Source organism: Pseudomonas sp. VMV1, assembly GCF_056790235.1.
Genome location: NZ_JBXGSE010000004.1, coordinates 91,429 through 117,448, shown reverse-complemented (window position 1 = coordinate 117,448; position 26,020 = coordinate 91,429). Strand labels below are relative to the sequence as shown.

General features: G+C 64.7%; 27 protein-coding genes. 16 read left to right on the top strand and 11 right to left on the bottom strand.

Going from position 1 to position 26,020, the window contains the following annotated elements; genetic code table 11:
- Position 1: 1 nt before the first annotated feature.
- Genes aroB through ACUCV0_RS14850 form a run of 7 tightly spaced genes read right to left on the bottom strand, consistent with a single transcriptional unit; the run spans position 2 to position 6,739 of the window.
- The gene (gene aroB / locus ACUCV0_RS14880; RefSeq protein WP_482213021.1) at positions 2 to 1,096 is read right to left on the bottom strand and encodes a 3-dehydroquinate synthase; all 1,095 of its coding nucleotides are present in this window, start codon (positions 1,094 to 1,096) and stop codon (positions 2 to 4) included.
- A 52-nt stretch (positions 1,097 to 1,148) separates the two neighbouring features.
- A complete protein-coding gene (gene aroK / locus ACUCV0_RS14875) occupies positions 1,149 to 1,667 on the bottom strand; it encodes a shikimate kinase AroK (protein WP_059313511.1) in 519 nt (172 codons plus the stop codon).
- A 5-nt stretch (positions 1,668 to 1,672) separates the two neighbouring features.
- Entirely contained in the window at positions 1,673 to 3,922 is a 2,250-nt protein-coding gene (locus ACUCV0_RS14870; protein ID WP_482213020.1) for a type IV pilus secretin PilQ, read from the bottom strand.
- A complete protein-coding gene (locus tag ACUCV0_RS14865) occupies positions 3,922 to 4,440 on the bottom strand; it encodes a pilus assembly protein PilP (protein ID WP_059313509.1) in 519 nt (172 codons plus the stop codon). Before ACUCV0_RS14865 ends, ACUCV0_RS14870 begins: the two co-directional genes overlap by 1 nt.
- Complete coding sequence (gene pilO / locus ACUCV0_RS14860) at positions 4,437 to 5,090, bottom strand: type 4a pilus biogenesis protein PilO (protein WP_271653843.1); 654 nt, start codon at positions 5,088 to 5,090, stop codon at positions 4,437 to 4,439. Before pilO ends, ACUCV0_RS14865 begins: the two co-directional genes overlap by 4 nt.
- Positions 5,087 to 5,674 carry a PilN domain-containing protein gene (locus tag ACUCV0_RS14855; RefSeq protein WP_059313507.1) on the bottom strand — a complete coding sequence of 196 codons (588 nt, stop codon included), beginning with the start codon at positions 5,672 to 5,674 and terminating at the stop codon, positions 5,087 to 5,089. The genes pilO and ACUCV0_RS14855 overlap by 4 nt, the downstream gene beginning before the upstream one ends.
- Positions 5,675 to 6,739 carry a pilus assembly protein PilM gene (locus ACUCV0_RS14850; RefSeq protein WP_059313506.1) on the bottom strand — a complete coding sequence of 355 codons (1,065 nt, stop codon included), beginning with the start codon at positions 6,737 to 6,739 and terminating at the stop codon, positions 5,675 to 5,677. It lies immediately after the preceding gene.
- A gap of 167 nt (positions 6,740 to 6,906) precedes the next feature.
- Here ACUCV0_RS14850 and ACUCV0_RS14845 point away from each other — a divergent pair, with 167 nt between their 5' ends.
- Positions 6,907 to 9,327: a penicillin-binding protein 1A gene (locus ACUCV0_RS14845; protein ID WP_271653842.1), complete on the top strand. Its 2,421-nt coding sequence runs from the start codon at positions 6,907 to 6,909 to the stop codon at positions 9,325 to 9,327.
- 54 nt (positions 9,328 to 9,381) lie between these two features.
- Here the strand turns inward: ACUCV0_RS14845 and ACUCV0_RS14840 are convergent, their stop codons facing one another.
- The 3 genes from ACUCV0_RS14840 to rpmE all read right to left on the bottom strand — a co-directional run bounded on the left by ACUCV0_RS14840 (position 9,382) and on the right by rpmE (position 11,805).
- Complete coding sequence (locus ACUCV0_RS14840; protein ID WP_059313504.1) at positions 9,382 to 10,650, bottom strand: malic enzyme-like NAD(P)-binding protein; 1,269 nt, start codon at positions 10,648 to 10,650, stop codon at positions 9,382 to 9,384.
- A gap of 112 nt (positions 10,651 to 10,762) precedes the next feature.
- Positions 10,763 to 11,590, bottom strand: coding sequence for a thermonuclease family protein (locus tag ACUCV0_RS14835; RefSeq protein ID WP_482213019.1), 828 nt, complete (start codon positions 11,588 to 11,590; stop codon positions 10,763 to 10,765).
- Positions 11,590 to 11,805, bottom strand: coding sequence for a 50S ribosomal protein L31 (gene rpmE / locus ACUCV0_RS14830; protein WP_007161618.1), 216 nt, complete (start codon positions 11,803 to 11,805; stop codon positions 11,590 to 11,592). Before rpmE ends, ACUCV0_RS14835 begins: the two co-directional genes overlap by 1 nt.
- 157 nt (positions 11,806 to 11,962) lie before the next feature.
- On the opposite strand from rpmE, the gene ACUCV0_RS14825 reads away from it, so the two are divergent.
- The 6 genes from ACUCV0_RS14825 to ACUCV0_RS14800 all read left to right on the top strand — a co-directional run bounded on the left by ACUCV0_RS14825 (position 11,963) and on the right by ACUCV0_RS14800 (position 19,541).
- Positions 11,963 to 14,176, top strand: a complete 2,214-nt coding sequence (locus ACUCV0_RS14825) for a primosomal protein N' (protein WP_482213018.1) — start codon at positions 11,963 to 11,965, stop codon at positions 14,174 to 14,176.
- A 96-nt stretch (positions 14,177 to 14,272) separates the two neighbouring features.
- Complete coding sequence (argS, locus tag ACUCV0_RS14820) at positions 14,273 to 16,030, top strand: arginine--tRNA ligase (protein ID WP_482213017.1); 1,758 nt, start codon at positions 14,273 to 14,275, stop codon at positions 16,028 to 16,030.
- Positions 16,031 to 16,045: 15 nt separating this feature from the next.
- Positions 16,046 to 16,771 carry an SPOR domain-containing protein gene (locus ACUCV0_RS14815; protein WP_482213127.1) on the top strand — a complete coding sequence of 242 codons (726 nt, stop codon included), beginning with the start codon at positions 16,046 to 16,048 and terminating at the stop codon, positions 16,769 to 16,771.
- A gap of 274 nt (positions 16,772 to 17,045) precedes the next feature.
- Positions 17,046 to 17,579, top strand: a complete 534-nt coding sequence (gene hslV / locus ACUCV0_RS14810) for an ATP-dependent protease subunit HslV (protein WP_059313500.1) — start codon at positions 17,046 to 17,048, stop codon at positions 17,577 to 17,579.
- Between the two features lie 19 nt (positions 17,580 to 17,598).
- On the top strand, positions 17,599 to 18,948 hold the full coding sequence (gene hslU, locus ACUCV0_RS14805; protein ID WP_059313499.1) for an ATP-dependent protease ATPase subunit HslU: 1,350 nt from the start codon (positions 17,599 to 17,601) through the stop codon (positions 18,946 to 18,948).
- A gap of 221 nt (positions 18,949 to 19,169) precedes the next feature.
- Positions 19,170 to 19,541 (top strand): gamma-butyrobetaine hydroxylase family protein, encoded by a 372-nt coding sequence (locus ACUCV0_RS14800; RefSeq protein WP_271653839.1) that lies wholly within the window; start codon positions 19,170 to 19,172, stop codon positions 19,539 to 19,541.
- 6 nt (positions 19,542 to 19,547) lie between these two features.
- Here the strand turns inward: ACUCV0_RS14800 and ACUCV0_RS14795 are convergent, their stop codons facing one another.
- Positions 19,548 to 19,826, bottom strand: a complete 279-nt coding sequence (locus tag ACUCV0_RS14795; protein ID WP_059313497.1) for a polyhydroxyalkanoic acid system family protein — start codon at positions 19,824 to 19,826, stop codon at positions 19,548 to 19,550.
- 151 nt (positions 19,827 to 19,977) lie between these two features.
- On the opposite strand from ACUCV0_RS14795, the gene ubiE reads away from it, so the two are divergent.
- The 9 genes from ubiE (at position 19,978) to ACUCV0_RS14750 (ending at position 25,998) form a co-directional block, all read left to right on the top strand.
- Positions 19,978 to 20,748, top strand: a complete 771-nt coding sequence (ubiE, locus tag ACUCV0_RS14790) for a bifunctional demethylmenaquinone methyltransferase/2-methoxy-6-polyprenyl-1,4-benzoquinol methylase UbiE (protein ID WP_059313496.1) — start codon at positions 19,978 to 19,980, stop codon at positions 20,746 to 20,748.
- A complete protein-coding gene (locus ACUCV0_RS14785; protein ID WP_482213016.1) occupies positions 20,748 to 21,383 on the top strand; it encodes a ubiquinone biosynthesis accessory factor UbiJ in 636 nt (211 codons plus the stop codon). The genes ubiE and ACUCV0_RS14785 overlap by 1 nt, the downstream gene beginning before the upstream one ends.
- The gene (ubiB, locus tag ACUCV0_RS14780) at positions 21,380 to 22,978 is read left to right on the top strand and encodes a ubiquinone biosynthesis regulatory protein kinase UbiB (RefSeq protein WP_059313494.1); all 1,599 of its coding nucleotides are present in this window, start codon (positions 21,380 to 21,382) and stop codon (positions 22,976 to 22,978) included. Before ACUCV0_RS14785 ends, ubiB begins: the two co-directional genes overlap by 4 nt.
- Before the next feature lie 135 nt (positions 22,979 to 23,113).
- Positions 23,114 to 23,515 (top strand): phosphoribosyl-AMP cyclohydrolase, encoded by a 402-nt coding sequence (gene hisI / locus ACUCV0_RS14775; protein WP_271653837.1) that lies wholly within the window; start codon positions 23,114 to 23,116, stop codon positions 23,513 to 23,515.
- Positions 23,508 to 23,840, top strand: a complete 333-nt coding sequence (locus tag ACUCV0_RS14770) for a phosphoribosyl-ATP diphosphatase (RefSeq protein ID WP_007161606.1) — start codon at positions 23,508 to 23,510, stop codon at positions 23,838 to 23,840. The genes hisI and ACUCV0_RS14770 overlap by 8 nt, the downstream gene beginning before the upstream one ends.
- A 27-nt stretch (positions 23,841 to 23,867) precedes the next feature.
- The gene (locus ACUCV0_RS14765) at positions 23,868 to 24,131 is read left to right on the top strand and encodes a twin-arginine translocase TatA/TatE family subunit (protein ID WP_059313492.1); all 264 of its coding nucleotides are present in this window, start codon (positions 23,868 to 23,870) and stop codon (positions 24,129 to 24,131) included.
- 9 nt (positions 24,132 to 24,140) lie between these two features.
- A complete protein-coding gene (gene tatB, locus ACUCV0_RS14760; RefSeq protein ID WP_059313491.1) occupies positions 24,141 to 24,497 on the top strand; it encodes a Sec-independent protein translocase protein TatB in 357 nt (118 codons plus the stop codon).
- Positions 24,494 to 25,291: a twin-arginine translocase subunit TatC gene (tatC, locus tag ACUCV0_RS14755; protein ID WP_271653835.1), complete on the top strand. Its 798-nt coding sequence runs from the start codon at positions 24,494 to 24,496 to the stop codon at positions 25,289 to 25,291. Before tatB ends, tatC begins: the two co-directional genes overlap by 4 nt.
- Positions 25,288 to 25,998 carry a 16S rRNA (uracil(1498)-N(3))-methyltransferase gene (locus ACUCV0_RS14750; protein ID WP_482213015.1) on the top strand — a complete coding sequence of 237 codons (711 nt, stop codon included), beginning with the start codon at positions 25,288 to 25,290 and terminating at the stop codon, positions 25,996 to 25,998. The genes tatC and ACUCV0_RS14750 overlap by 4 nt, the downstream gene beginning before the upstream one ends.
- Positions 25,999 to 26,020 lie beyond the last annotated feature (22 nt).

Here is a 26,020-nt window from a genome sequence, read left to right as displayed (position 1 = left end):
CTTACTGGGCGGTCAGCGCTTGGTAATCGGTACGCAGCGTCTGCTCGAGAATGTCGCGGGCGAAGTCAGCGGTCACCACGGCTTGGCCCAGATCACTGAGCAGCACCAGCCGTAGTTGTCCGTCCAGGACCTTCTTGTCCACCGCCATGAGGCGTTCGAAATCGGCCGGCTGCATATCGGCCGGGGGCACCACGGGCAGCTTGGCCTTGACCAGCAGGCGGATCGCCCGGTCACGCTGCGCAGGAATCAACCAGCCCAGCAGCAGCGACATCTGCAGCGCCATCACCATGCCGGCGGAGACCGCCTCGCCATGCAGCCAGACGCCATAGCCCTGGTGGGTCTCGATGGCATGCCCGAAGGTATGGCCGAGGTTGAGGATCGCCCGCAGGCCCGACTCGCGCTCGTCGCTGCCCACCACCTGGGCCTTGGCCGCGCAGGAGCGCTCGATGGCTTCGGTGAGCGCGGTCTGATCCAGTGCCAGCAGCGCCTCGACGTGCTCTTCGAGCCAGCCGAGAAAGGGTTCGTCACAGATCAGGCCATACTTGATGACCTCTGCCAGGCCAGCCGACAGCTCGCGCGCCGGCAGGGTCGCCAGGCTGTCGGTGTCGATGATTACCGCCTTCGGCTGATAGAAGGCGCCGACCATGTTCTTGCCCAACGGGTGGTTGATGCCGGTCTTGCCGCCCACCGAGGAATCCACCTGGGACAGGAGCGTGGTGGGTACCTGGATGAAATCTACCCCACGCTGATAGCAGGCCGCGGCGAAGCCGCCCATGTCGCCGATCACCCCGCCGCCCAGGGCGATGAGGGTGGTCTTGCGGTCATGGCGATCCTGCAACAGACCATCGAAGATCAGCTGCAGGGTTTCCCAGTTCTTGTGCGCCTCGCCGTCGGGCAGCACGATGGCGCTGACCTGCCGATCGCCAAGGGTGCGCAGCAGGCGCTCCAGATAAAGCGGCGCGATGGTGTCATTGGTGACGATCGCCACCTTGCGTCCGGCGAGATGGGGTAGGAAGCATTCCGGTCGATCCAGAAGGCCCTGGCCGATGTAGATCGGGTAGCTGCGCTCACCGAGCTCGACGTGAAGAGTCCGCATGCCATCACCTTGATTCAAAGGGCGCCTAGCATAGCGCAGAACGCCCGCGGCTTTAATGTGGTGCCAGGGCTTTCAGACGGTCGAGTATCTGCAACACCACCAGCCGCGGTGGCCGCTCGTCGGTCTCGATGATGATGTCGGCGATCTCGCGATACAGCGGATCGCGCATGGCCATGAGATTGCGCAATACGGCCGCGGGATCGGCGGTCTGCAGCAGCGGCCGATTGCGGTCCCGCGAGGTCCGCTCGATCTGCTGCTCGATGGAGGCATGCAGATAGATGACCCGCCCGCCATGCTTGAGTGCCTGGCGATTGTCTTCGCGCAGCACGGCGCCGCCCCCGGTGGCCATCACCAGACCGTTCTCCGCGCATAGCTCGGCGATCGCGGCGTGTTCACGCTCGCGAAAGCCCTGCTCGCCTTCCACATCGAAGATCCAGGGGATGTCGGCACCGGTGCGCTCTTCGATTACCTTGTCGGAATCCTTGAACGGCAGCCGCAATTCCTTCGCCAGGAGCCGACCGATGGTGCTCTTGCCCGAGCCCATCGGTCCTACGAGAAACAGATTACGCACTTATGTCATCGACCAACCGCTATCGCCTGGTTGTTCATGATACGCGGCGTGAGGAAGATCAGCAGCTCGACTTTGCTGTCCGTGACCGAATCCCGGCGGAACAACCGGCCGACATAAGGAATATCGCCCAGCATCGGCACCTTGGTGGTGGACTTGGTCTGGGTATTGGAGAACACCCCGCCCAGCACGATGGTCTCGCCATCGCTCACCAGCACCTTGGCATTGACCTCGTTCTTGCTGATCGGCGGCACACCATTCAAGGCGTTTTGGTAGTCAGGCGCATCCTTGTTGACCTTGACCTCCATGATGATGCGATTGTCCGGCGTGATCTGCGGCGTGACCTCCAGCGACAGGGCTGCCTGCTTGAAGCTGGTGCTGGTCGCGCCACTGGAACTGGCTTCCTGATAGGGAATCTCGGTACCGCGCAGGATCTTCGCGGTCTCCTTGTCCGAGGTGACCACCTTGGGCTGGGAGATGATCTCGCCATTGCCGCTGGACTGCAGGGCGGACAGCTGCAGGTCGAGCATATGGCCGCCGGCCATGAAGCCGATGCCGATGCCCGAGGTGCTACCGGCGACACCCATATCCACGAAGGGCGTCGGGGCCACACCGCTGGCGGCTGTGAAGTTACCGATGGTGCTGGTCCCAGGAAGGTAAGCCTGGCGCGTGGTGGTATCGACGGTTGTGGCGCCATCCTTGCCGTAGACGGCGAAGTTGCCCGACGTGGAGTTACCCCCCCAGCGCACGCCCAGCTGCTTGCTGTAGTCGACGTTGGCTTCCACCAGGCGCGCCTCGATCATCACCTGGCGCACCGGGATATCCAGCTGCGAGACGATACGGCGCAGTTCATCCAGGCGATTCTGGGTCTGGTAGGCGATGATGCTGTTGGTGCGCTCGTCCACCGAGATGGAGCCGCGCTCGTCGGCGGTCTTGTCAGCACTGGTCACCGACTGGAACAGCTTGGCGATATCGGCGGCCTTGGCGTAGTTGACCTGGATCAGATCACGGCGCAGTGGCGCCAGCTGCTGGATCTGCTTCTGCGACTCCAGCTCCTGGCGTTCACGGGCAGCGATCTCGTCGGCCGGGGCCACCAGCAGCACATTGCCGATCTGGCGTTTGTCGAGCCCCTTGGTCTTGAGAATCAGATCGAGCGCCTGATCCCAAGGCACATTCTGCAGGCGCAGGGTGATGTTGCCCTGCACGGTGTCGCTCGCCACCAGGTTGAGGTTGGTGAAGTCGGCGATCAACTGCAGCACCGAGCGCACATCAATGTCCTGGAAATTCAGCGACAGCTTTTCACCGGTGTAGGTGAAGCGATCGGCTGCGCGCTTTTCCTTCTCTTCGGTGGTGAGCGGCTTGACGCTCAGGGTCAGGCGGTTATTGGTCTGGTAGGCCAGGTAATCGTAGGTCCCGGTAGGCTCGATGACGATGCTCGCGCCACTGCTGTCGGCCGAGGCATTGACGAACTGCACCGGAGTGGCGAAGTCCTTGACGTCCAGCCGTACCCGCAACTCTTCCGGCAACTGGGTGCCGGCAAAGGTCAGGCGGATCTTGCCGCCCTGTTCCTGGATATCCGGGTTGATGCCGGTCTCGCTCAGGTCGATGACCACGTTGCCCTCACCCTGGGGGCCACGCTGGAAGTCGATATGACGGATCGCCTTGCCACGTAGCTGCGGGCGGGGCGCGGTCATGGCGGCGACGGTGGAGGTGGCCTGAGTCGGCGGCAGCGGCGTGCGGGTGACAGCGCCTGGCAGAGGCGCTGGCGCCGGTGCGGTCACGGAGGCTGGAGCGGCGGCGCGCGGCAGATTCGGCGTCAGGTTGGCCTGGGCAGTAGCTGCCTGACGACCGGCGGTGCCACCGATGGTGACGAACAGGTTGCGGCCATCGGCGCGGGTGTCGTAGCTGGCCAGGTTGGTGAGGTTGATGATCAGCCGGGTCCGGTTGCCCGCCTCTACCACCGTCACGCTACGGGCATTGCCGTTACCCAGGTCGCGGCTCTTGGTGCCCAGCTTGTTGGCCACCCCCGGCAAGTCCAGGGCGATCCGCGCCGGCTGCTCGATGGTGTAGCCCTTGGGTACCGGGACCGGCTGATCGAAGGTCAGCTTGAGCTCGATGCGATCCCCGGGCAGGGAGGCGACGTTCAAGGCCTGCAGATCGGCTGCCAGGGCCTGGCCGGCCAGGCTGCCCAGCAACAAGGCCAATCCCAGTCCCAGCCGTCTTGCGCTATTCGTCTTCACTGTACTTGCCCCGCCCATTAAGTCTTTTCCTTCAAGGTGATGGTGCGCGGCCGTTCCAGCCAGCCACCCTCGCCATCCGGGACGATTTCGATCACGTCGATCTCACCGTCAGTGATCTTGGTGATGCGCCCGTCATTACGCCCCAGGTAGTCACCCACCTTGACGCGATGTACGCCCCCGGCGCCGTTGACCAGCGCATAGCGGCCACTGGCGTTGGCCAGGATGCCCACCATGCTGAAGGTCTCGATGTTGAAGCCTTCGAGAAACTGCTTCGGCCGATTCACGTCCGGCTTGATGTTGCCGGTACCGCGCTGGCGCACCGTGGGGTCGATGCGTACCGGTGCCTGGAAGGGGCTGCGCATCGCCGAGGCGGCATAGGTGAAAGGTTCGTAGGCACGAAATTGCGGCAGCGGCTCGATGGACCCACGCGGCTTGGCGCGGGTTTCGTCCATGAACGCCTGCAGGTCGCTGGTATCGCTGGAACCACAGCCAACCAGCACGCTGGTCAACAGGCAGAGCAACAGGGGCGTCTTCATTTGCCGAGCCCCTTGTCATTGTAGCGGTAGGTCTTGGCCAGGACGTTCATGCGCAACTTGCCGCCGGTACCCGACACCGAGCCGCCCCCGTTAGCGTTCTTGTCATCCACCGGTTTGAGATCGAAGTCGTGCAGGGTCACGATGCGCGGCAGGCTGGAGACGCTGCTGACGAAGGTCGCCAGGTCATGATAGTTGCCCACCACGGTGATCTGGATCGGCAACTCGACATAGAACTGCTGCGTGACTTCCGGCAGCAGCTTGATCTGCTCGAACTCGAGGCCGCTACCGAGACCGGTACGGGTGATGTCCTCGAGCAGCGCCGGCACCTCGGTATCGCCGGGCAATTGCCGCAGCAGGGCCCCGAAGGACTCCTCCATCTCGACCATCTGCTGCTTGTAGGCATCCAGATTGGCGGCCTGAAAGGCCTTGCTGGCGTACTGCTGCTTGAGGGTTTCTTCCTGGGTGCGCTGGTTGTCCAGCTGCGCCTGCATGTCGCTGAGATGGAACTGATAGCCAAGCAGCAGCACCACCAGCACGATCAGCAGGCAGGCGATGACCTTGACCGGCTTGGGCCAGGAACCGAGATTCTCCAGGCTGAGCTCGTTGATGTCGACCTTGCGCAGGCTGGCCAGGGAATCGGCGAGACTCATGGCTTGCCTCCCTTAGCGAGCGGGGCTGTCGCCGGAGCACCGGGCTGGGTCTGCTTGACGGTGAGCTGGAAGGTATTGGCCTGATCCACCGCACCGGCGGTGGTCGCCTTCACCTCGATCAGCGTTGGCGACGTGAACCAGTCGGAGGCGTCAAGATTACGCATCAGGTTGGAGACCCGGTTGTTGGATTCCGCCTCGCCACTGATCGACAGGGTATCGCCCTGCATCTTCAGCTCGCGGAAATACACGCCGTCCGGCAGCGTCCGCACCAGCTGGTCGAAGACATGACCGATGACCGGCCGATTGCCTTGCAGGTCCTGGATGATCTTCATCCGCGCCAGCAGCTGCTGACGGCGGGTCTTGAGTTCGCTGATTTCCTTGATGCGCACGTCGAGCTGGGCGATGTTCTGCTGGATGAAGGCATTGCGGGCCTCCTGACGGGCGATTTCGCCGGACAGGTATTGATCCCCGAGAAATACGGCGCCGCACGAGAGCACGAAGATGCCGCCCAGGATCACCAGGAACTGCTTGCGCCTTTCTTCGCGCAGCTGTTCCCGCCAGGGCAAGAGGTTGATGCGGGCCATCTAGTCGAAACTCCTCATGGCCAGGCCGCAGGCGATCATCAGCGCCGGGGCATCGCCGGCCAGGGCCGCCGCATTGACCTTGTTGCTGACGGTCATGTCGGCGAAGGGATTGGCCAGGACGGTGGGGGTGCCGATTTTCTGCTGGATCAAGCGGTCGAGTCCGGAAATTGACGCGGTCCCACCCGCAAGCAAGATGTAGTCCACATCATTGTATTGCCCAGCCGCGAAGAAAAACTGCAGCGAACGGGCCACCTGCTGTACCACGGCCTCGCGGAAAGGCGTCAGCACCTCGCTCTGATAGTCGTCCGGCAGCCCGCCCTGCTTCTTGGCCAGACCGGCCTCTTCCACCGACAGACCATAGCGACGCTGAATCTCCTCGGTAAGCTGGCGCCCGCCAAACAGCTGTTCGCGGGTGTAGATGGTCTTGCCGTTGTGCAGCACGCTCAGGGTGGTCATGGTGGCGCCGATGTCGACCACCGCCACGGTCAGGTCGTCGACATGCCCGCCCAGCTGATTGGCCAGTAGCTGGTAGGCCCGTTCCAGCGCATAGGCCTCGACGTCGACCACCTTGGCCGAAATGCCGGCCAGCGCCAGGGCCGCCTCGCGGACCTCGACGTTTTCCTTCCGGCAGGCAGCCAGCAGTACCTCGACGCGCTCGGCATTGCGCGGCGACGGCCCCTGCACCTCGAAGTCGATGGCGACCTCGTCCAGCGGATAGGGAATGTACTGGTCGGCTTCCAGCTTGATCTGGTTTTCCAGCTCGTCATCAGACAGGCCGGCATCCATCTCGATGGTCTTGGCGATCACTGCCGAGCCGGAAACAGCCACGGCAGCGCTACGCGCGGAAGTGCGGGCCTTGACCAGCACCCGGCCGATGGCCAGGCCCACGCCTTCGAGTTCGGCGATGTTCTTTTCGACCACGGCGTTGGCCGGGAGGGGTTCGACCGCATAGGCTTCCACCCGATAGCGACCGCCTGCACGGCTCAACTCGATGAGTTTCACGGATGTCGAACTGACGTCGATACCCAGCAGCGTATTCGCCTTCTTTCTGAATAGCCCTAGCACATCAGTTCCCTATGAGCGACGGTGGTATTCCGTAGACGGGCATTAGATAACAGACTTGACACCCGAGCAAATAGCGGCCAACCGCCAAACGCGCCTATAATGGCGACGCCGTGTAGGCTGACCTTCACCTGTCGCCCTTTCCTTCTTTCCATTCGAAAAGTCTCTTGATGCGTGTTCTGAAGTTTTTCTGGTGGTCGTTGGTCGCCCTGGTCTGCAGCCTGTTGCTGGGTCTCAGCGGTGCCTTCCTCTACCTCAGCCCCAGCCTTCCGTCCATCGATGCCCTGCGTAACGTGCAACTGCAGATCCCTCTGCGCGTGTACAGCGCGGACGGCAAGCTCATCGCCGAATTCGGGGAAATGCGCCGCTCGCCACTGCGTTTCAACGAGATACCGCCCAACTTCATCCATGCCCTGCTCTCCGCCGAGGATGACAACTTCGCCAATCACTATGGCGTGGATGTGAAGAGCCTGGCGCGTGCGGTGAGCCAGCTGGTCAGGACCGGACACATCCAGACCGGCGGTAGCACCATTACCATGCAGGTCGCGAAGAACTACTTCCTGACCAGCGAGCGCAGCTTCTCGCGCAAATTCACCGAGATCCTCCTGGCACTGCAAATCGAGCGCCAACTGACCAAGGACGAGATCCTCGAGCTCTATGTCAACAAGATCTACCTCGGTAACCGCGCCTACGGTATCGAGGCCGCCGCCCAGGTCTACTACGGCAAATCCATCAAGGACCTGACCGTCGCCCAGATGGCGATGATCGCCGGCCTGCCCAAGGCGCCGTCGCGTTACAACCCGGTCGCTAATCCTGAGCGTAGCCTGGAAAGACGCAATTGGATTCTCGAACGCATGTTCAAGCTCGGTTATATCGATCAGGCGGCCTACCAGGCCGGGATCGCCGAGCCGCTCGAGGCCTATCACCACGTCGCCGTACCCGAACTCAACGCCCCCTACATCGCCGAGATGGCGCGGGCGGAAATGGTCGGTCGCTATGGCGGCGATGCCTATACCGATGGCTATCAGGTCTACACCACCATCGACAGCCGGTTGCAGACGGACGCCTTCGAGGCGGTGCGTGACGGCCTGACCGACTACGATCAGCGCCATGGCTACCGTGGCCCCGAGGCCCAGTGGCCCAACCGCAGCCAGCCCGAATGGAGTGCCCTGCTGCAGAAGCAGCGCATCGTCGGCGGCCAGGATCCGGCCGTCGTCACCCAGGTGGAAAAGAGTGGCATCCTCGTGCTGACCCGCGACGGCAAGGAAGAGGCCGTCGCCTGGGAGTCGATGAAGTGGGCCCGTCCCTACCTCAGCGCCAACAGCCTGGGGCCGCGACCGAACGGTCCGGCCGACGTGGTCAAGGTCGGCGACCTGGTCCGGGTAGAGCGCCAGGACGATGGCAGCCTGAAGTTCTCGCAGGTGCCCAAGGCGCAGAGCGCACTGGTATCGCTGGACCCCCAGGATGGCGCCATTCGCGCCCTGATCGGCGGCTTCTCCTTCGAGCAGAGCAATTACAACCGCGCGACCCAGGCCCGCCGTCAGCCCGGCTCGAGTTTCAAGCCGTTCATCTACAGTGCGGCGCTGGAAAAAGGCTTCACCGCGGCCAGCCTGGTCAACGACGCCCCCATCGTCTTCATGGACGAGAACCCCGACGAAGCCTGGCGCCCGAAGAACGACAACAACACTTTCCTCGGCCCCATCCGCCTGCGTGAAGCGCTCTACCGGTCGCGCAACCTGGTGTCCATTCGCGTGTTGCAGGCCATCGGCATCGACTATGCACTGGACTATGTCAGCCGCTTCGGCTTCGAGCGGGACCAGTTGCCGCGCAACCTGTCCCTGGCCCTTGGGACACCCGGTCTGACACCGCTGGAGGTGGCCACTGGCTGGTCGGTGTTCGCCAACGAGGGCTACAAGGTGACGCCCTACGTGGTGGACCACGTGACCGACCGCGATGGCAAGGTGGTCTATCGCGCCGCACCGCCGCGTGTACCCCAGCAGGAGCAGGCCAAGGCCGCGCCGGGCGTCGAGGTGACACCTGCCGCCGATACCGCGTCCGCCGACCCGGCCAATCCGGCGCCCGTGTTCGCGCCCCAGGTCATCGACCCGCGCAACGCCTTCATCATGAACAGCATGCTGCAGGACGTGATCAAGCGCGGTACCGGACGCAAGGCCCTGGAACTGGGTCGCAATGACCTGGCCGGCAAGACCGGTACCACCAACGAATCCAAGGACACCTGGTTCTCTGGCTACAACGGCGACTACGTGACCACGGTATGGTCCGGCTTCGACCAGCCCGAGACCCTGGGCCGCCAGGAATTCGGCGGCACCGTGGCCCTGCCGATCTGGATGAAATACATGGGTGCCGCGCTCAAGGACAAGCCGCCGCATCAGCTCAAGGAGCCGGACGGCATCGTCTCCATCCGCGTCGACCCCACTACTGGTCGCGCCGCGCCACCCGGTACGCCCAACGCCTATTTCGAGCTGTTCAAGAGCGAGGACACCCCGCCGAGCCTGGACGAGCTGCCGCCGGGCGTGGCGCCGGGTACGCCGCTGCCCTCCAGCGAAAACGTGCCCATGGATATCTTCTGATCTCCAGCCGAATAAAAAACCCCGCCTTGGCGGGGTTTTTTATTGCGCCAAGACTTACTTGGCGAAGACGTCGTCCACCGACTTCAGCGGGTAGTTCGCCGGATAGGGCAGCGTGGCCACGCCGGTCTCGATGGCGGCCTTGGCCACGGCATCGGATACCAGGGTGATCAGGCGCGCATCCATGGGCTTGGGAATGATGTACTCGCGACCAAAGCTCAGGCTCTCGACGTTGTAGGCCTCGCACACTTCCTTGGGCACCGGCAGCTTGGCCAGGTCGCGCAGGGCCAGGGCGGCGGCGATCTTCATCTCTTCGTTGATGACGCGGGCGCGGACGTCCAGGGCACCACGGAAGATGAAGGGGAAGCCCAGGACGTTGTTCACCTGGTTCGGGTAGTCGGAACGACCGGTCGCCATGATCACGTCATCGCGCGTGGCGTGGGCCAGCTCGGGGGTGATTTCCGGATCCGGGTTGGAGCAGGCAAAGACGATGGGGTTGGCCGCCATGCGCTTGAGGCCTTCGGCCGACAGCAGATTCGGACCGGACAGACCCACGAAGACGTCGGCCCCTTCGAGGGCGTCGTCCAGGGTGCGCTTGCTGGTTTCGGTGGCGAAGGCCGACTTGTACTGGTTCAGGTCGTTGCGGCCACTGTGGACCACGCCCTGACGGTCGATCATGTAGATGTTCTCGACCTTGGCGCCCATGCTCACCAGCAGACGCATGCAGGAGATGGCTGCAGCACCGGCGCCCAGGCAGACGATCTTGGCATCTTCCAAGCGCTTGCCGGCGATTTCCAGGGCGTTGAGCATGCCCGCAGCGGTCACGATAGCGGTACCGTGCTGGTCATCGTGGAAGACCGGGATGTCGCACTGCTCGATCAGGGCGCGCTCGATCTCGAAGCACTCGGGCGCCTTGATGTCTTCCAGGTTGATGCCACCAAAAGTGATGGAGATGCGCTTGACGGTGTCGATGAAGGCCTGGGGGCTCTCCGCATCCACCTCGATGTCGAAGACGTCCACACCGGCGAAGCGCTTGAACAGCACGCCCTTGCCTTCCATCACCGGCTTGGAGGCCAGCGGGCCGAGGTTGCCCAGGCCGAGGATGGCGGTACCGTCGGAGATCACGGCAACCAGGTTGCCCTTGCCGGTGTAACGGTAGGCCAGTTCGGGATCGCGACCGATCTCGCGGACCGGCTCGGCGACGCCCGGGCTGTAGGCCAGGGACAGGTCGCGGGCGGTGGCGGTGGGCTTGGTCAGCTCGACGCTGAGTTTGCCGGGGCGCGGCTGGGCGTGGTATTCGAGGGCGGCGGTTTTGAGATCAGACATTATTGGTATATCCGCGTGGTGTGGGTCTTGGGTCGGGCGAGAATACGCAAAGACTCAAGGTGCCACAAGCAATCGGCCATATGCCTGAAATCAATCGCAATACGACTTTCGGCTAAAACGATTCAACCCGCAAACCCAGCATGTGCGGGTCGTTCAGGGTCATCTGCCAACGCGCCCGGCCAGGTTCCCTGCGGCGATTGCGGTCGGAAATCCAGCCCCTCACCTCGAGGTCACGACCTATCCATTGCTGCAGCGGCACCTCGTCGAAGGCGTCTACGAAGCGATCGGGGACATTGACCACCAGGTCTCCTTCCAACTGCAGCCAGAGTCCGCCGCGGTTGCGCTTGACCTCCCGCAGGCGCCCCTGCACTACGGCGAAGCCCCCTTCTTCGACGCGGGTGGCGGCGATGGTCGGATCCTGTTTCCAGATGCCCAATCGCGCCCGGCGCGCCTGGCGTTCCGCGGCGGCCTGACAGGCGGCCAGCCGGGTATTGGGGGCGATGGCCACCGCGTAACCGAGCCCCTCGGCAATCAGTCGGGCTTCCAGGTTGCTGTCCTGGCGATCATAGAGGTGCGCCAGGGTACGGCCATAGTGGTCGGTTTCTTCGCTGCCCGGCACCAGGCGCAGGCGCTCGTCATTGGCCGCGACCAGTTCCTGCAGGCGACGGCGCGCGGTTTCGGCATGGGGCTGAGGAGTACCGCCGGACTTGCCCAACTCCGGAGCATTGACGCCGATCAGGCGCACCGCGCGGCCATCGGCTAGGCGCAGGGTATCGCCGTCCACTACCTGGCGCACCGTGACCTCCTGCCCACCAGGCAGCAGCGGGCACTCCGCCCCTAGAACCAGTGGTGCGCCAACAAGAGCACCAATAAAAAAGGCGCCCCAGAGGGACGCCTTTTTCAGTGTCGAGCCATACGGAGATGGTCGACGGCAGCGCATTACTTGCTGCTGCCAAACACGCCGAAGCGCTGCTTGAAGCGATCGATACGACCGCCAGCGTCCAGGACCTTCTGCTTGCCGGTATAGAACGGGTGGCATTCGGAGCAGACGTCCAGGTGAATGTTCTTGCTCAGGGTCGAGCGGGTCTTGATGACGTTACCGCAGCTGCAGGTGGCTTCGATAGCATCGTACTGCGGATGGATATCAGCTTTCATGGAACTATCCTCGGGGTCTAGCTGTGCCGCCACCCGGCGCCATTGCCGGATACCGCACAGATTTGGGCTGCGAATCATACCAGAGCAGATCGGACGTGCAAGCAACCCCCACACCGCCTGTCTGCTACCATCGGGCTTTACGCCTGCGAGCCTTGCCGTGCCCCTGATCCTGCGCCTGGCGCTGCCTTCCCCACTGCGCCGCCTGTTCGACTACCTGCCGCCCAAGGGGGCGGCCGAGGAACAGTTGCGGCCGGGCGTACGACTGCGGTTGCCGTTCGGCCGGCGCGAAGTGGTCGGGGTACTGATCGAGGTCGCCCAGGAAACCGAGGTACCGCCGGACAAACTGCGCAAGGCCCTGCAACTGCTCGACGAGCGCCCGCCGCTGCCGAGCGCGCTGTTCGAACTCTGCCAGTGGTCCGCCCAGTACTATCAGCACAGCCTCGGCGACACTCTGAGCTGGGCACTTCCTGCCCTTTTGCGTCAGGGGGAGCCGGCGGAGCGCCGGCTACAGCGCTTTTGGATCGCCCAGCCCGACGCCCGCCCGGAAGACCCGCGCCTGGCCCGGGCACCGCGCCAGCGCGAGGCGCTCAAGACCTTGCGCCAGCACCCCCATGGCGTGCTGCACGAGTTGCTCGGCCAGCTCGGCCTGGTCAAGGACAGTCTCGATCTCCTGCAGGCCAAGGGCCTGGTCCAGGTGGAGACCCGCTACCACCAGCCGACCCGGCACCAGGGCTCCTGGCTCGCCCAGGCCGAATTGCCGCTCAACAGCGAGCAGCGGCTGGCCTACGAAGCGATCCGCAGCGGCAGCGGCTTCCATTGCTATCTGTTGGAGGGGGTGACCGGCAGCGGCAAGACCGAGGTCTATCTGCAGCTGATCCGGGCCACCCTGGAAGCGGGACGCCAGGCGCTGCTGCTGATCCCCGAGATCAACCTGGGCCCCCAGACCCTGGGCCGCTTCGAGCAACGCTTCAATGCCCGCATCGCTCTGCTGCACTCGGCGCTGACCGATCGCGAGCGCATGGACATCTGGCTGGCCGCCCGCGACGGCGAACTGGATATCGTGGTGGGCACCCGCTCGGCGCTGTTCACCCCGCTCAAGCACCCCGGGCTGATCATCGTCGACGAAGAACACGATGCCTCCTATAAACAGCAGGAAGGCCTGAGATACCACGCCCGTGACCTGGCGGTCGTCCGCGCACGCTTCGAGAATCTGCCGGTGGTGCTGGGCTCGGCCACCCCTTCGCTGGAGAGCCTGCACAACGCCGACCAGGGACGCTACGCCCATCTGCGCCTGTCGCTGCGCGCCGGCGGCGCCCAGCCGCCACGCTTCGAGCGCCTTGACGTGCGCAGTCGCCCGCTGGATAGCGGTCTGTCCCAGCCATTGCTCAAGGCCATGGGCGCGACCCTGGAGCGCGGGCAGCAGGTGCTGGTGTTCCTCAATCGACGTGGTTTCGCCCCTACCCTGCTCTGCCACGACTGCGGTTGGCTGGCCCAGTGCCCGCGCTGCGATGCGCGCATGACCTACCACCGCGGCTCCGGTGAACTGCGCTGCCATCACTGTGATCACCGCCAGGCGCCGCCGCGTCATTGCCCTTCCTGCGGCAAGCTCGACCTGCGTCCGGTGGGCGCCGGCACCGAGCGCGCCGAGGAACGCCTGCAGCTGCTGTTTCCGGACATCCCGGTGCTGCGCATCGACCGCGACACCACCGCGCGCAAGGACGCCCTGGGCAAGCTCTTGCGCACCATTCATAGCGGGGTGCCCTGCATCCTGGTCGGCACCCAGATGCTCGCCAAGGGCCACCACTTCCCCAAGGTGACCCTGGTGGCCGTGCTCGATGCCGACAGCGGGCTGTTTTCCGCCGACTTCCGCGCCAGTGAGCGCATGGCGCAGCAGATCGTCCAGGTGGCCGGACGTGCGGGCCGCGCCGAGGAGCCCGGGCAGGTACTGATCCAGACCCACCTGGCCGATCACCCGCTGATGGTGCAGCTGGCCGAGGAAGGCTATCCAGCCTTCGCCCGCCAGGCCTTGCAGGAGCGCCGCGCCGCGGGTCTGCCGCCCTTCGCCTATCTGGCACTGCTGCGCGCCGATGCCCATCGCCAGGATCAGGTGGAAAATTTCCTGGAGGCGGCCTATCACGTCGCGGAAGGCCTGGCGGTCAATCTCGCCCTGCCCCAGGTAGAGCTGCTCGGCCCGGTACCGGCGCCGATGGAACGCCGTGCCGGTCGCCATAGGGCCCAGTTGCTGCTGCAGAGCAGCAGTCGCGCGCCCCTGCACCGGTTGCTGGGCATCTGGGTGGCCCAACTGGAAAGCCTGCCGGAAGCGCGCCAGGTGCGCTGGTCCCTGGACGTCGATCCCATCGATCTGTTCTAGTGGCACTGGCTTACCATTGGCAAGGCCGGGCTTGCCACGGATAATGCCGGGTTTTCATCGCAGTGCGCGCTCGGCGCACGCCGAAGGCCAATGACCATGAAAGACAGCATCCGCCAGCTCATCCAGCACGCCCTCGACCGCCTGATTGCCGACGGCACCCTGCCGGCCGACGTGGCGCCGGCCATCCAGGTTGAGAACACCAAGGACAAGAGCCACGGCGACTTCGCCAGCAACGTCGCCCTGCTGCTGGCCAAGCCGGCCCGCGCCAAGCCACGCGAACTGGCCGAGAAGCTGCTGGCCGCCCTCCCCGCCGACCCGGCGGTAAGCAAGGTGGAGATCGCCGGCCCCGGCTTCCTCAACTTCTTCCAGAATCACGCGCAACTGGCCGCGCGGCTGGATGCGGCCTTTGCCGATCCGCAGCTGGGCGTGCACAAGGGTGGCCCGCGCCAGCGGGTGGTGGTGGACCTGTCTTCGCCGAACCTGGCCAAGGAGATGCACGTCGGTCACCTGCGCTCCACCATCATCGGCGATGCGGTGGCGCGGGTGCTGGAGTTCCTCGGCGACGAGGTGATCCGCCAGAACCACGTGGGTGACTGGGGTACCCAGTTCGGCATGCTGCTGGCCTACATGGAAGAACAACCCCAGGCCGCCGAGGGCGAGCTGGCGGATCTTGAGGTGTTCTACCGCGCGGCCAAGGGCCGCTTCGACGCCTCGCCGGAGTTCGCCGCCCGTGCTCGCGAACTGGTGGTGGCGCTGCAGGCGGGCGATGCCCACTGCCTGCGCCTCTGGGAGCGATTCAACGCCGTCTCCCTGTCCCACTGCCAGGAGGTCTATGACCGCCTCAACGTCAAGCTGACTCCGGCCGACGTCAAGGGGGAGAGTGCCTACAACGACGACCTGGCCCAGGTGGTCGCCGATCTGGACGCCGCCGGCCTGCTGACCGAGAGCGATGGCGCCCGTTGCGTCTTCCTCGATGAATTCAAGAACGCCGAGGGCAATCCCCTGCCGGTGATCGTGCAGAAGGCCGGTGGCGGCTATCTCTATTCCACCACCGACCTCGCCGCCATGCGCTACCGCAGCCGCCAGCTGCACGCCAACCGCGCGCTCTACTTCGTCGACCAGCGCCAGGCCCTGCACTTCCAGATGGCCTTCGAGGTGGCGCGCCGCGCCGGCTTCGTCGATCCGGCCATGCAACTCGAACACATGGGCTTCGGCACCATGAACGGTGCCGATGGCCGCCCCTTCAAGACCCGCGACGGCGGCACCGTCAAGCTGGTGGACCTGCTCGACGAAGCCGAGGAGCGCGCCTATCAGCTGGTCAAGGACCGCAATGCCGGTCGCGCCGAGCGCGGCGAGGCCCCCTTCAGCGAAGACGAACTGCGCCACATCGGCCGCGTGGTGGGTATCGCCTCGGTCAAGTACGCCGACCTGTCCAAGCACCGTACCAGCGACTACAGCTTCAACTTCGAGCAGATGCTCAGCTTCGAGGGCAACACCGCGCCCTATCTGCTGTACGCCTACACCCGGGTCGCCAGCGTACTGCGCAAGGCCGAGCAGGCCGCACCCGCCGGCAGCATCCAGCTGGATGCCCCCCAGGAGCAGGATCTCGGAGGCCGTCTGGCGCAATTCGGCGAGATCCTTGCCAGCGTCGCCGACAAGGGCACCCCCCACCTGCTGTGCAGCTACCTCTACGACCTGGCCGGGCTGTTCTCCAGCTTCTACGAGAATTGCCCGATCCTGACCGCCGAGGATCCCGAGTTGCGCCAGAGCCGCCTGCGGCTGGCCGCCCTCACCGGGCGCACCCTCAAGCAGGGTCTGGAACTGCTCGGCCTGCACACCCTGGAACGCATGTAAGAGACGGATCACCGCCTGATGGCCAAGAAAGCCCCACCCAAGCGCGGCGCCAGTCGCAACACCTCGGCTCCCAAGAAACAGCCCCTGCCCGGCTGGGTCTGGCTCGCGTCGGGTCTGGCCATCGGCGCCTTCGTCGTATTCCTGATGAAGCTCGAACCGGGTAACAAGTCGGTGCAGCGCGCCAAGCCGGAGGAAGGTCGCCCGGCCGCCACGGCGGGCAATGGCAAGTCGGCCGCTGCCGGCAAGACCGAAGGCACGCCGCCTACGCCGATCAAGCCCAAGTACGATTTCTATACCCTGCTGCCCGAATCCGAGGTGATCGTGCCGCCGGACGCCGTGCCACGCACGCCAGCCGCCAAGCCGGCCAAGCCGGATGCCGCGGCGACGCCGGCGCAGCCCGGCCAGCCGACTACCGCGACCCCGACCACGCCAGGTACCGCTCCGGGCCAGCCCGCTGCGACGCCGCCCAAGGAAGCGACCACCAAGGCCCAGCCGCCAGTGACCCTGTTCTTCCTCCAGGCCGGCTCCTTCCGCACCCAGGCCGATGCCGACCGCGTCCGCGCCCAGATCATCATGCTCGGCCAGGACGTGCGCGTGGAATCGGGCAAGGTCAAGGACGACACCTGGTATCGGGTGCTGGTCGGTCCCTATAGCGATCGTGACCAGCTGACCCAGGCACAGAAGCAGCTCGCCGGCAGCGGCTTCAAGAATCTGTTGCTGCAGCAACGCCGCGGTCACTAGGAGTCTGCCCACGGCCTGCTACGTGCCGGCCAAACGGCGTTGAAAACCCTCTGGATCGCCAGCCCCACCTAGGCGGTCCAGCCGGAATGCTCATTTACCACGCGTAAACCGCGCTTCCTCGAGCGTTTTCGCCTTGTTTGGTTCTAGCTCGCGAGGCCGTGAACAGACGCTCACCTGCCGAATCCCCTCGCCGCGACGCTTGAAGGGCGCCGCGGCCATCCCCATATCTCCGCGTAACCGGGGCCGACGGCCCAAGCAACGCGGAGAGATTCCCTTGACCACCATCGTTTCTGTACGCCGCAACGGCAAGGTCGTGATCGGCGGCGACGGCCAGGTTTCCCTGGGCAACACCGTCATGAAAGGCAATGCCAAGAAAGTCCGGCGGCTGTACCGGGGCGAGGTGCTGGCCGGTTTCGCCGGCGGTACCGCCGACGCCTTCACCCTCTTCGAGCGCTTCGAGGCGCAACTCGAAAAGCATCAGGGCCATCTGGTCCGTGCCGCCGTCGAGCTGGCCAAGGACTGGCGCACCGACCGTGCCCTGCGCCGCCTGGAAGCCATGCTGGCGGTCGCCAACAAGGACGCTTCCCTGATCATCACCGGCAACGGCGACGTGGTGGAACCCGAGGAGGGCCTGATCGCCATGGGTTCCGGGGGTGCCTATGCCCAGGCCGCCGCCCGCGCTCTGCTCCTGCACACCGACCTCAGTGCCCGCGAGATCGCCGAGACCTCCCTGAATATCGCCGGTGACATCTGCGTGTTCACCAACCGCAACCTGACCATCGAGGAGCTGGACGCGCCTCAGGCGTGATCCGGTTTAGAGACTGCCCATGTCCATGACCCCCCGCGAAATCGTCCACGAACTCAACCGCCATATCATCGGCCAGGACGACGCCAAGCGCGCCGTGGCCATCGCCCTGCGCAACCGCTGGCGGCGCATGCAGCTGCCCGCCGAGCTGCGCCCCGAGGTCACGCCCAAGAACATCCTGATGATAGGCCCGACCGGCGTGGGCAAGACCGAGATCGCCCGGCGCCTGGCCAAGCTGGCCAATGCGCCCTTCCTCAAGGTGGAAGCGACTAAGTTCACCGAGGTCGGCTATGTCGGCCGCGACGTCGAGTCCATCATCCGTGATCTCGCCGACGCCGCCGTGAAGATGCTGCGCGAACAGGAGATGGTGCTTAACCGCCATCGCGCCGAAGACGCTGCCGAAGAGCGCATCCTCGATGCCCTGCTGCCGCCGGCGCGTCCTTCGGTGGGCTTCAGCAACGAACCCCAGCCGACCGCCACCGATAGCAACACTCGTCAGCTGTTCCGCAAGCGTCTGCGCGAAGGCCAGCTGGACGACAAGGAAATCGACATCGAGGTGGCTGACACGCCGGCCGGCGTCGAAATCATGACCCCGCCCGGCATGGAAGAGATGACCAGCCAGCTGCAGAATCTCTTCGCCGGCATGCACAAGGGCAAGACCAAGCAGCGCAAGCTCAAGGTCAAGGAAGCGCTCAAGCTGGTGCGTGATGAAGAAGCCGCCCGCCTGGTCAACGAGGAAGAACTCAAGGGCCGCGCCCTGGAAGCCGTCGAGCAGCACGGCATCGTCTTCATCGACGAGATCGACAAGGTCGCCAAGCGTGGCAACACCAGCGGTGCCGATGTTTCCCGCGAGGGGGTGCAGCGTGACCTGCTGCCGCTGATCGAGGGCTGCACCGTCAACACCAAGCTGGGCATGGTCAAGACCGACCACATCCTGTTCATCGCCTCGGGCGCCTTCCACCTGTCCAAGCCCAGCGACCTGGTACCGGAGCTGCAGGGTCGCCTGCCGATTCGCGTCGAGCTCAAGGCGCTGACCCCGCAGGACTTCGAGCGGATCCTCACCGAGCCGCACGCCTCCCTCACCGAGCAGTATCGCGAATTGCTCAAGACCGAGGGGCTGCACGTGGAATTCGCCGCCGATGGCATTACCCGCATCGCCGAGATCGCCTGGCAGGTCAACGAGAAGACCGAGAACATCGGGGCTCGTCGCCTGCACACCCTGCTGGAGCGTCTGCTGGAAGAGGTGTCCTTCAGCGCCGCCGACCTGGCTGGCCAGCAGAATGGCGAGCCCATCGTCATCGACGCGGCCTATGTGAACGGCCATTTGGGCGAACTGGCCCAGGACGAAGACCTGTCGCGCTATATACTGTGACGGTAGGCCTGATGCCTGGTTGATCGCGGCCATGGCCGCAATAGACCGTAGGTTGGGTTGAGACAGCTCTATAGTCGAAGCCCAACATTGCCTGCGCCCATGTTGGGCTTCGCTGTGCTCAGCCCAACCTACGGCGACCGGTAGAAGCGGCCACATCGACGGACCGCCAGGGCCGCGTTGGCCTCAAGCAAAGACTGAATCGCCGTCCAGAGAACCTCAGCATGCGTATCCCCACCGCCATACAGCTCCACAAGGCCTCCAAGACCCTCAGCGTCAGCTACGGCGCGGAAACCTTCGAGCTGCCCGCCGAATTCCTGCGGGTGCATTCGCCCTCGGCCGAGGTGCAGGGACATGGTAATCCGGTGCTGCAGTTCGGCAAGCAGCAGGTCGGCATCACCGCCGTGGAAGCAGCGGGGCGCTACGCCATCAAGCTGACCTTCGACGATGGCCACGACAGCGGCCTGTTCAGCTGGGACTATCTCTACGAACTGGGCAGTCGCCGTGACGAACTCTGGGCTGACTACCTGGAGCAGCTGGCCCGCGCCGGCAAGACGCGGGACCCGCATGTCAGCGCGGTCAAGCTGATGCTCTAGCCCGGACTAGGCTGCCAGGGCCTTGTCCAACTTGCGCTCTATCTCCTTCTCGATCTGGCCGCTGAGCATCGAGAACATCATCCCCAGGGTCGCCAGCACCCGCACCTTATCTTCCGCTACTTCGATCCGCCCATCCACGCCACTGCGCGTGAATCTCAGGGTATCGCCCTCCCAGGCGCAGGCCACCCCATAGTCGCGCGTGAGTTTTTCGGCCAGTTGATCGGCCTTCTGGCGAACGCCTTCCAAGCCAAGCGAATGGCTGCGTTCGATGGTGATCTGGGACATCGGGGAACTCCGGATAAAGGGCCATGACTATAGCGAGGGCCCGCCACGTCGCCAATCGTGAGAACCGAGCGGTCAGCCCCGGTTTTAGCCAGGCAAGTCGGGTGATCGGCCTGCTAGAATGCCCTCTTGTCCCTGTCCCAGGTGTAGCCCCATGAGCGATCCGCGCAAAGGCCCCGAGGCCGAATCCCAGACCCACTTCGGCTACCAGAGCGTTCCGGAGAGCCAGAAGGCTTACAAGGTCGCGGAAGTCTTCCACTCGGTCGCCGCCAAGTACGATGTGATGAACGACGTGATGTCGGCGGGCATCCACCGGCTGTGGAAGAGATTCACCATCGAGCTCTCCGGCGTGCGGCGCGGCAATCGGGTGCTGGACATCGCCGGGGGTACCGGCGACCTGACCAAGCAGTTCGCCCGCCTGGTCGGCCCCACCGGCGAGGTGGTTCTCGCCGACATCAATGACTCCATGCTCCGGGTCGGTCGCGATCGCCTGCTCGACCAGGGCGTCGCCAGCAATGTGCGTTTCGTCCAGGCGGATGCCGAGAAGCTGCCCTTCCCCGACAACCATTTCGATTGCATCACCATCGCCTTCGGCCTGCGCAACGTCACCCACAAGGATCAGGCCCTGGCGTCCATGCTGCGTGTGCTCAAGCCCGGTGGCAGACTGCTGGTGCTGGAATTCTCCAAACCCACCAATCCGCTGGTGTCCAAGGCCTATGACGCCTACTCCTTCGGCTTCCTGCCACTGATGGGCAAGCTGGTGGCCGGCGATGCCGAGAGCTACCGCTACCTGGCCGAATCCATCCGCATGCATCCCGACCAGCAGACCCTCAAGGCCATGATGGAAGAGACCGGTTTCGCCCGGGTCTCCTACCACAACATGACCGGCGGCGTGGTTGCCCTGCATCGCGGCATCAAGCCCTGATGGCCCTCGTCACCCAGGCGTTGCTGGCCGCGCTGGAACGCGGTCTGAATCCACTGCTGGCGCTCGATCTGGTGGCGCTGCCACGCCTGGCGGCCCTGACCGGCCGGGTGATCGCCGTGCAGACCCGGCAACCCGCGCTGCGCCTCTACATCCTGCCAGCGGGTGACGGCCTGCACTTTGCCGCCCATCACGAGGGGGACATCGACTGCACCCTCAAGGCCCCGGCTACGCGTCTGGCCGAGCTGGCCCTGGCCCGCGACAAGCAGCGGGTCCTGCACCAGCCGGACGTCCGCCTGGAAGGTGACAGCACCCTGCTGATCGAACTGGCCGACATCCTGCAGAAGCTGGAGCTGGACTGGCAGCACGAGGTCAGTCGCTGGCTTGGCCCCCTTCCGGCCGCACTGCTGGGCGATCTCGCCCGTCGCGGGCAGGTCCTTGGCGAACAGAGCCGGGACAGCTTGCAAATGACGCTGTCCAACTGGCTGAACGAGGAGAGCCGCCAACTGGTCGGGCGCCTCGAAGGCGAGGCCCGCTTCGCCGAGATCGATGCCCTGCGCCTGGACGTGGACCGTCTCGACGCCCGTCTTGCCCGCCTGGGCGCCGCCCGCAACGCCAGGGATAACCCCGACGAATGAAGCTGTTCGCTGCCCTCAACCGCCTGTTGCGGATCCTCTTCGTCATCATCCGCTATCGGCTGGACGACATCGTCTACGCCCTGCCGCTGCCCTGGTACCTGCGTGCTACCCGCTACGTGCTGCCCTGGCGCTGGCTGCCGCGGCCGAGCAAGACGCTACCGCGCGGTGCCCGGCTGCGCCTGGCGCTGGAAGGCCTGGGACCGGTCTTCATCAAGTTCGGCCAGATCCTCTCCACCCGTCGCGACCTCATGCCCGAGGATATCGCCGACGAACTGATGTTCCTGCAGGACAAGGTACCGCCCTTCCCGCCCGAAAAGGCCGTGGCGCTCATCGAAGCCCAGCTCGGGATGCCCATCAAGCAAGCCTTCGCCCGCTTCGATCACCAGCCGCTAGCCTCGGCCTCGGTAGCCCAGGTCCATGCCGCCCAGCTGCGCACCGGCGAAGAAGTGGTGGTCAAGGTGGTACGGCCGGGTCTCAAAGGCATCATCAGCCAGGACATCGCCTGGTTGTTCCTGCTGGCCCGCACCGCTGAAAAGCTCTCCGCGGAGGCGCGTCGCCTGCACCCGATGGAGGTGGTCAGCGACTACGAGAAGACCATCTACGACGAGCTGGACCTCTTGCGCGAAGCAGCCAACTCCAGCCAGCTGAGACGCAACTTCGAAGGTTCCGAGCGCCTCTATGTGCCCCAGGTGTACTGGGACTGGTGCCGCGAGCGGGTACTGGTCATGGAGCGCATCTACGGCATCCCGGTGACCGATCTGGCGGCCCTGCGCGACCAGGGCACCGACTTCAAGCTGCTGGCCGAGCGCGGCGTGGAGATCTTCTTCACCCAGGTGTTTCGTGACAGCTTCTTTCACGCCGACATGCACCCGGGCAACATCTTCGTCAGCACCGCCAAGCCCTGGGATCCGCTCTACATCGCCGTGGACTGCGGCATCATCGGCAGCCTGACCCCCGAAGACCAGGACTACCTGGCGCGCAACCTCTGGGCCTTCTTCCAGCGCGACTACCGCAAGGTCGCCCAGTTGCACATCGACTCTGGCTGGGTGCCTGCCAACACCCAGGTCAACGAGCTGGAAGGGGCCATCCGCACCGTCTGCGAGCCCATCTTCGAGAAGCCGCTCAAGGACATCTCCTTCGGCCAGCTGCTGCTGCGGCTGTTCCAGGTGGCGCGACGCTTCAACATGGAGATCCAGCCGCAACTGGTGCTCTTGCAGAAGACCCTGCTGAATATCGAAGGCCTGGGTCGCCAGCTCTATCCGGACCTGGATCTCTGGTCCACCGCCAAGCCCTATCTGGAAAAGTGGATGCGCAAGCGGCTCAGCCCGCCGCAGGTCGCCCGCAACATTCAGCAGCAACTGGAACAGATTCCTCATCTGGCGCAGATGGCTCGCGATACCCTGGAACGCATCACCCAGCCGCATCGCAAGGATCCGCCCAATCCCTGGGGAGGCCGCCGCGACGACTGGATCGTCCGAGTGATCGGCGCGGTCATGCTGGTCGGCGCAGCCCAGCTGGGGCTCGAACCCCAGCCCCATGCCTGGCCGGCCTGGGCCATGCTGGTCGGCGGCCTGGTTCTGGTGATCAGGCGCTGAACTCCTTAAGCTGTAACCGTCCTGTCACTTTTATCGGGCGAAATACACGCCCTCAGCCACTGGTGCCCTGCCGCTGTATTCACGTTGCGTCTTGTGCGAGGCTGGTATCCTAAATTCGAAGTACTGAACAGACCGATGAGCGACTGGTTAGACGAGATCCACTGGAACAGCGACGGCCTGGTACCGGCCATTGCCCAGGACCCCGCCACGGGGCGTATCCTGATGATGGCCTGGATGAACCGCGAATCCCTGGCCCTGACCGCCGCCGAAGGCCGCGCGGTCTACTGGTCGCGCTCGCGCAACCGCCTATGGCGCAAGGGCGAGGAATCCGGCCACGTGCAGCGGGTCCTGGAACTGCGTCTGGATTGCGACGCCGACGTGGTAGTACTGCAGGTGGAGCAACTGGGCGGCATCGCCTGCCACACCGGCCGGGAAAGCTGCTTCTATCGGGTACTGCGCGATGACCAGTGGGAGACTGTCGACCCCGTCCGCAAGGATCCCAGTGCCATCTATGCCGGAGGCCACGGCCATGACTGACACCCTCGCGCGCCTGGCGCAGGTGCTGGAAGAACGCAAGCAGGCCGCCCCGGACTCCTCCTATGTGGCCAGTCTCTACCATAAGGGCCTGAACAAGATCCTGGAAAAGGTGGGCGAAGAAAGCGTCGAGACCATTCTCGCCGCCAAGGACGCCGCCATCAGCCAGCAGTACGACGACGTCATCTACGAGACCGCCGACCTCTGGTTCCACAGCCTGATCATGCTTTCGGCCCTCGGCCAGCATCCCCAGGCCGTGCTGGACGAACTGGACCGCCGCTTCGGCCTCTCCGGGCATGCCGAAAAGGCCGCCCGCACTCAATCCTGACCCCAAGCTTCGCAACGAGGAAAAACCATGGGTATCTTCGACTGGAAACACTGGATCGTCATCCTGCTCGTCGTGGTGATCGTCTTTGGCACCAAACGCCTGAAGCACCTCGGCTCCGATGTGGGCGAGGCCATCAAGGGCTTCCGCAAGGCCATGCATACCGACGAGGACGACAAGGCCGAGCAGCCGTCGACCACCGGCACGGCCAATCCGAACGCCCCCCTGAGCCGTCCCCAGACCTTCGACGCCGAGCACCGCAAGGTCGAAGAACCGGTGGTGCGCAAGGACTAAGGCCCTCTCATGTTCGGAATCAGCTTTCCCGAAATGATGCTGGTAGGGTTCGTCGCCCTGCTGGTATTGGGTCCGGAGCGCCTGCCAGGCGCGGCGCGCACCGCAGGCTTGTGGATCGGTCGGCTGCGGCGCAGCTTCAACAGCATCCGCCAGGAAGTGGAGCGCGAGATCGGCGCTGACGAAATTCGCCAGCAGCTGCGCAACGAGCATATCCTTTCCATGGAACAGCGCGACAACCGGCCCAAACCTGCCGCTTCCGCCCCGGAAGCCCAGATGCCGCCTACCGCCGCTGCCCCGCCCATGCCTCAGGACGTGGTTGCCGAACGCCCGCAGGATCCGCCCCAGACGCCGCCAAGAGCACCATGAGCGACAAGCCTTCCGAACATGATGACCAGGAAATGCCCCTGGTCTCGCACCTGACCGAATTGCGTACGCGCATCCTGAGATGCGTACTGGCGACCTTTCTGATCTTTCTCGGGCTGTTCTACTTCGCCCAGAAGATCTACGCCTTCGCTTCCGAGCCGATCCGCCGCGTGCTGCCCGAAGGCGCGACCATGATCTCCACGGACGTCACCTCGCCCTTTCTTGCGCCCTTCAAGCTGACCCTGGTGGTGTCGCTGTTCATCGCCATGCCGGTGATCCTGCATCAGGTCTGGGGGTTCGTGGCACCCGGGTTGTATCGCCATGAAAAGAAAGTCGCCATCCCGCTGCTGATCTCCAGCATCGTGCTGTTCTACGCCGGCATGGCCTTCGCCTACTTCCTGGTGTTCCCAATCATCTTCCACTTCTTCAGCAGCATCACGCCGGAAGGCGCCATGATGATGCCGGACCTGAACGCCTATCTGGATTTCATCCTGACGCTGTTCTTCGCATTTGGCGTCGCCTTCGAGATTCCCGTGGCCACCGTGCTGCTGATCTGGATCGGCGTGGTCGACGTGACCTACCTGAAGAAGATCCGCCCCTACGTCATCATCGGCTGCTTCGTGGTCGGCATGATCCTCACGCCACCGGATGTCTTCTCCCAGACCATGCTGGCCGTGCCCATGTGGCTGCTGTTCGAGATCGGCCTGCTGTTCGGCCGCTTCGTGCAGAAGCGCGAGCGCCCGGTCAACGATGACGACGCCAGTCCCGAAGCCCAGCCGCCCGCCGAACGCCCGTGAATCTGATCCTGCTCGAAGCGGCCGACTTCACGGCCGCTGACCGGGTCGTGCTGCGCGATCCGCGCCGTCTCGCCCATCTGCGCGAGGTCCACCAGGCGGCCGCGGGCGATCGGATGCGTGTCGGCCTGCTGAATGGCCTGATGGGGTCCGGCCAGATCGAGTCCCTCGATGCCGGCCAGGCCTGTCTCAACGTCACCCTCGACCAATCACCACCGGCCAAGCTGCCGCTCACCCTGCTGCTCGCCCTGCCCCGCCCCAAGATGCTGCGCCGGGTGTTGCAGACCGTGTCCGCCATGGGTGTCGCGCGCCTGGTGCTGCTCAACAGCTATCGGGTGGAAAAGAGCTTCTGGCAGACCCCGTTCCTGGAACCCCGGGCCATCGAGGAGCAATTGCGCCTCGGGCTGGAGCAGGCGCGGGACACGGTGCTGCCGGAGGTACTGATCGAAAAGAGATTCAAGCCCTTCGTCGAGGATCGCCTGCCCGCACTGGCATCCGGCACCCGCGGCCTGGTCGGCCATCCGGGCAGCTATCCCGCCTGCCCTCGTGCCCTCGACGAGCCCGTGACGCTGGCGATCGGTCCCGAGGGTGGCTGGATACCCTACGAGGTGGAGAAGTTGCAGGAGGCCGGCCTGGCGCCCGTACAGCTCGGTGAGCGCATCCTGCGCGTCGAGAACGCCGTACCCGCCCTGCTCGCCCGCCTGTTCTAGCTCGATCACGGACATGAAAAAG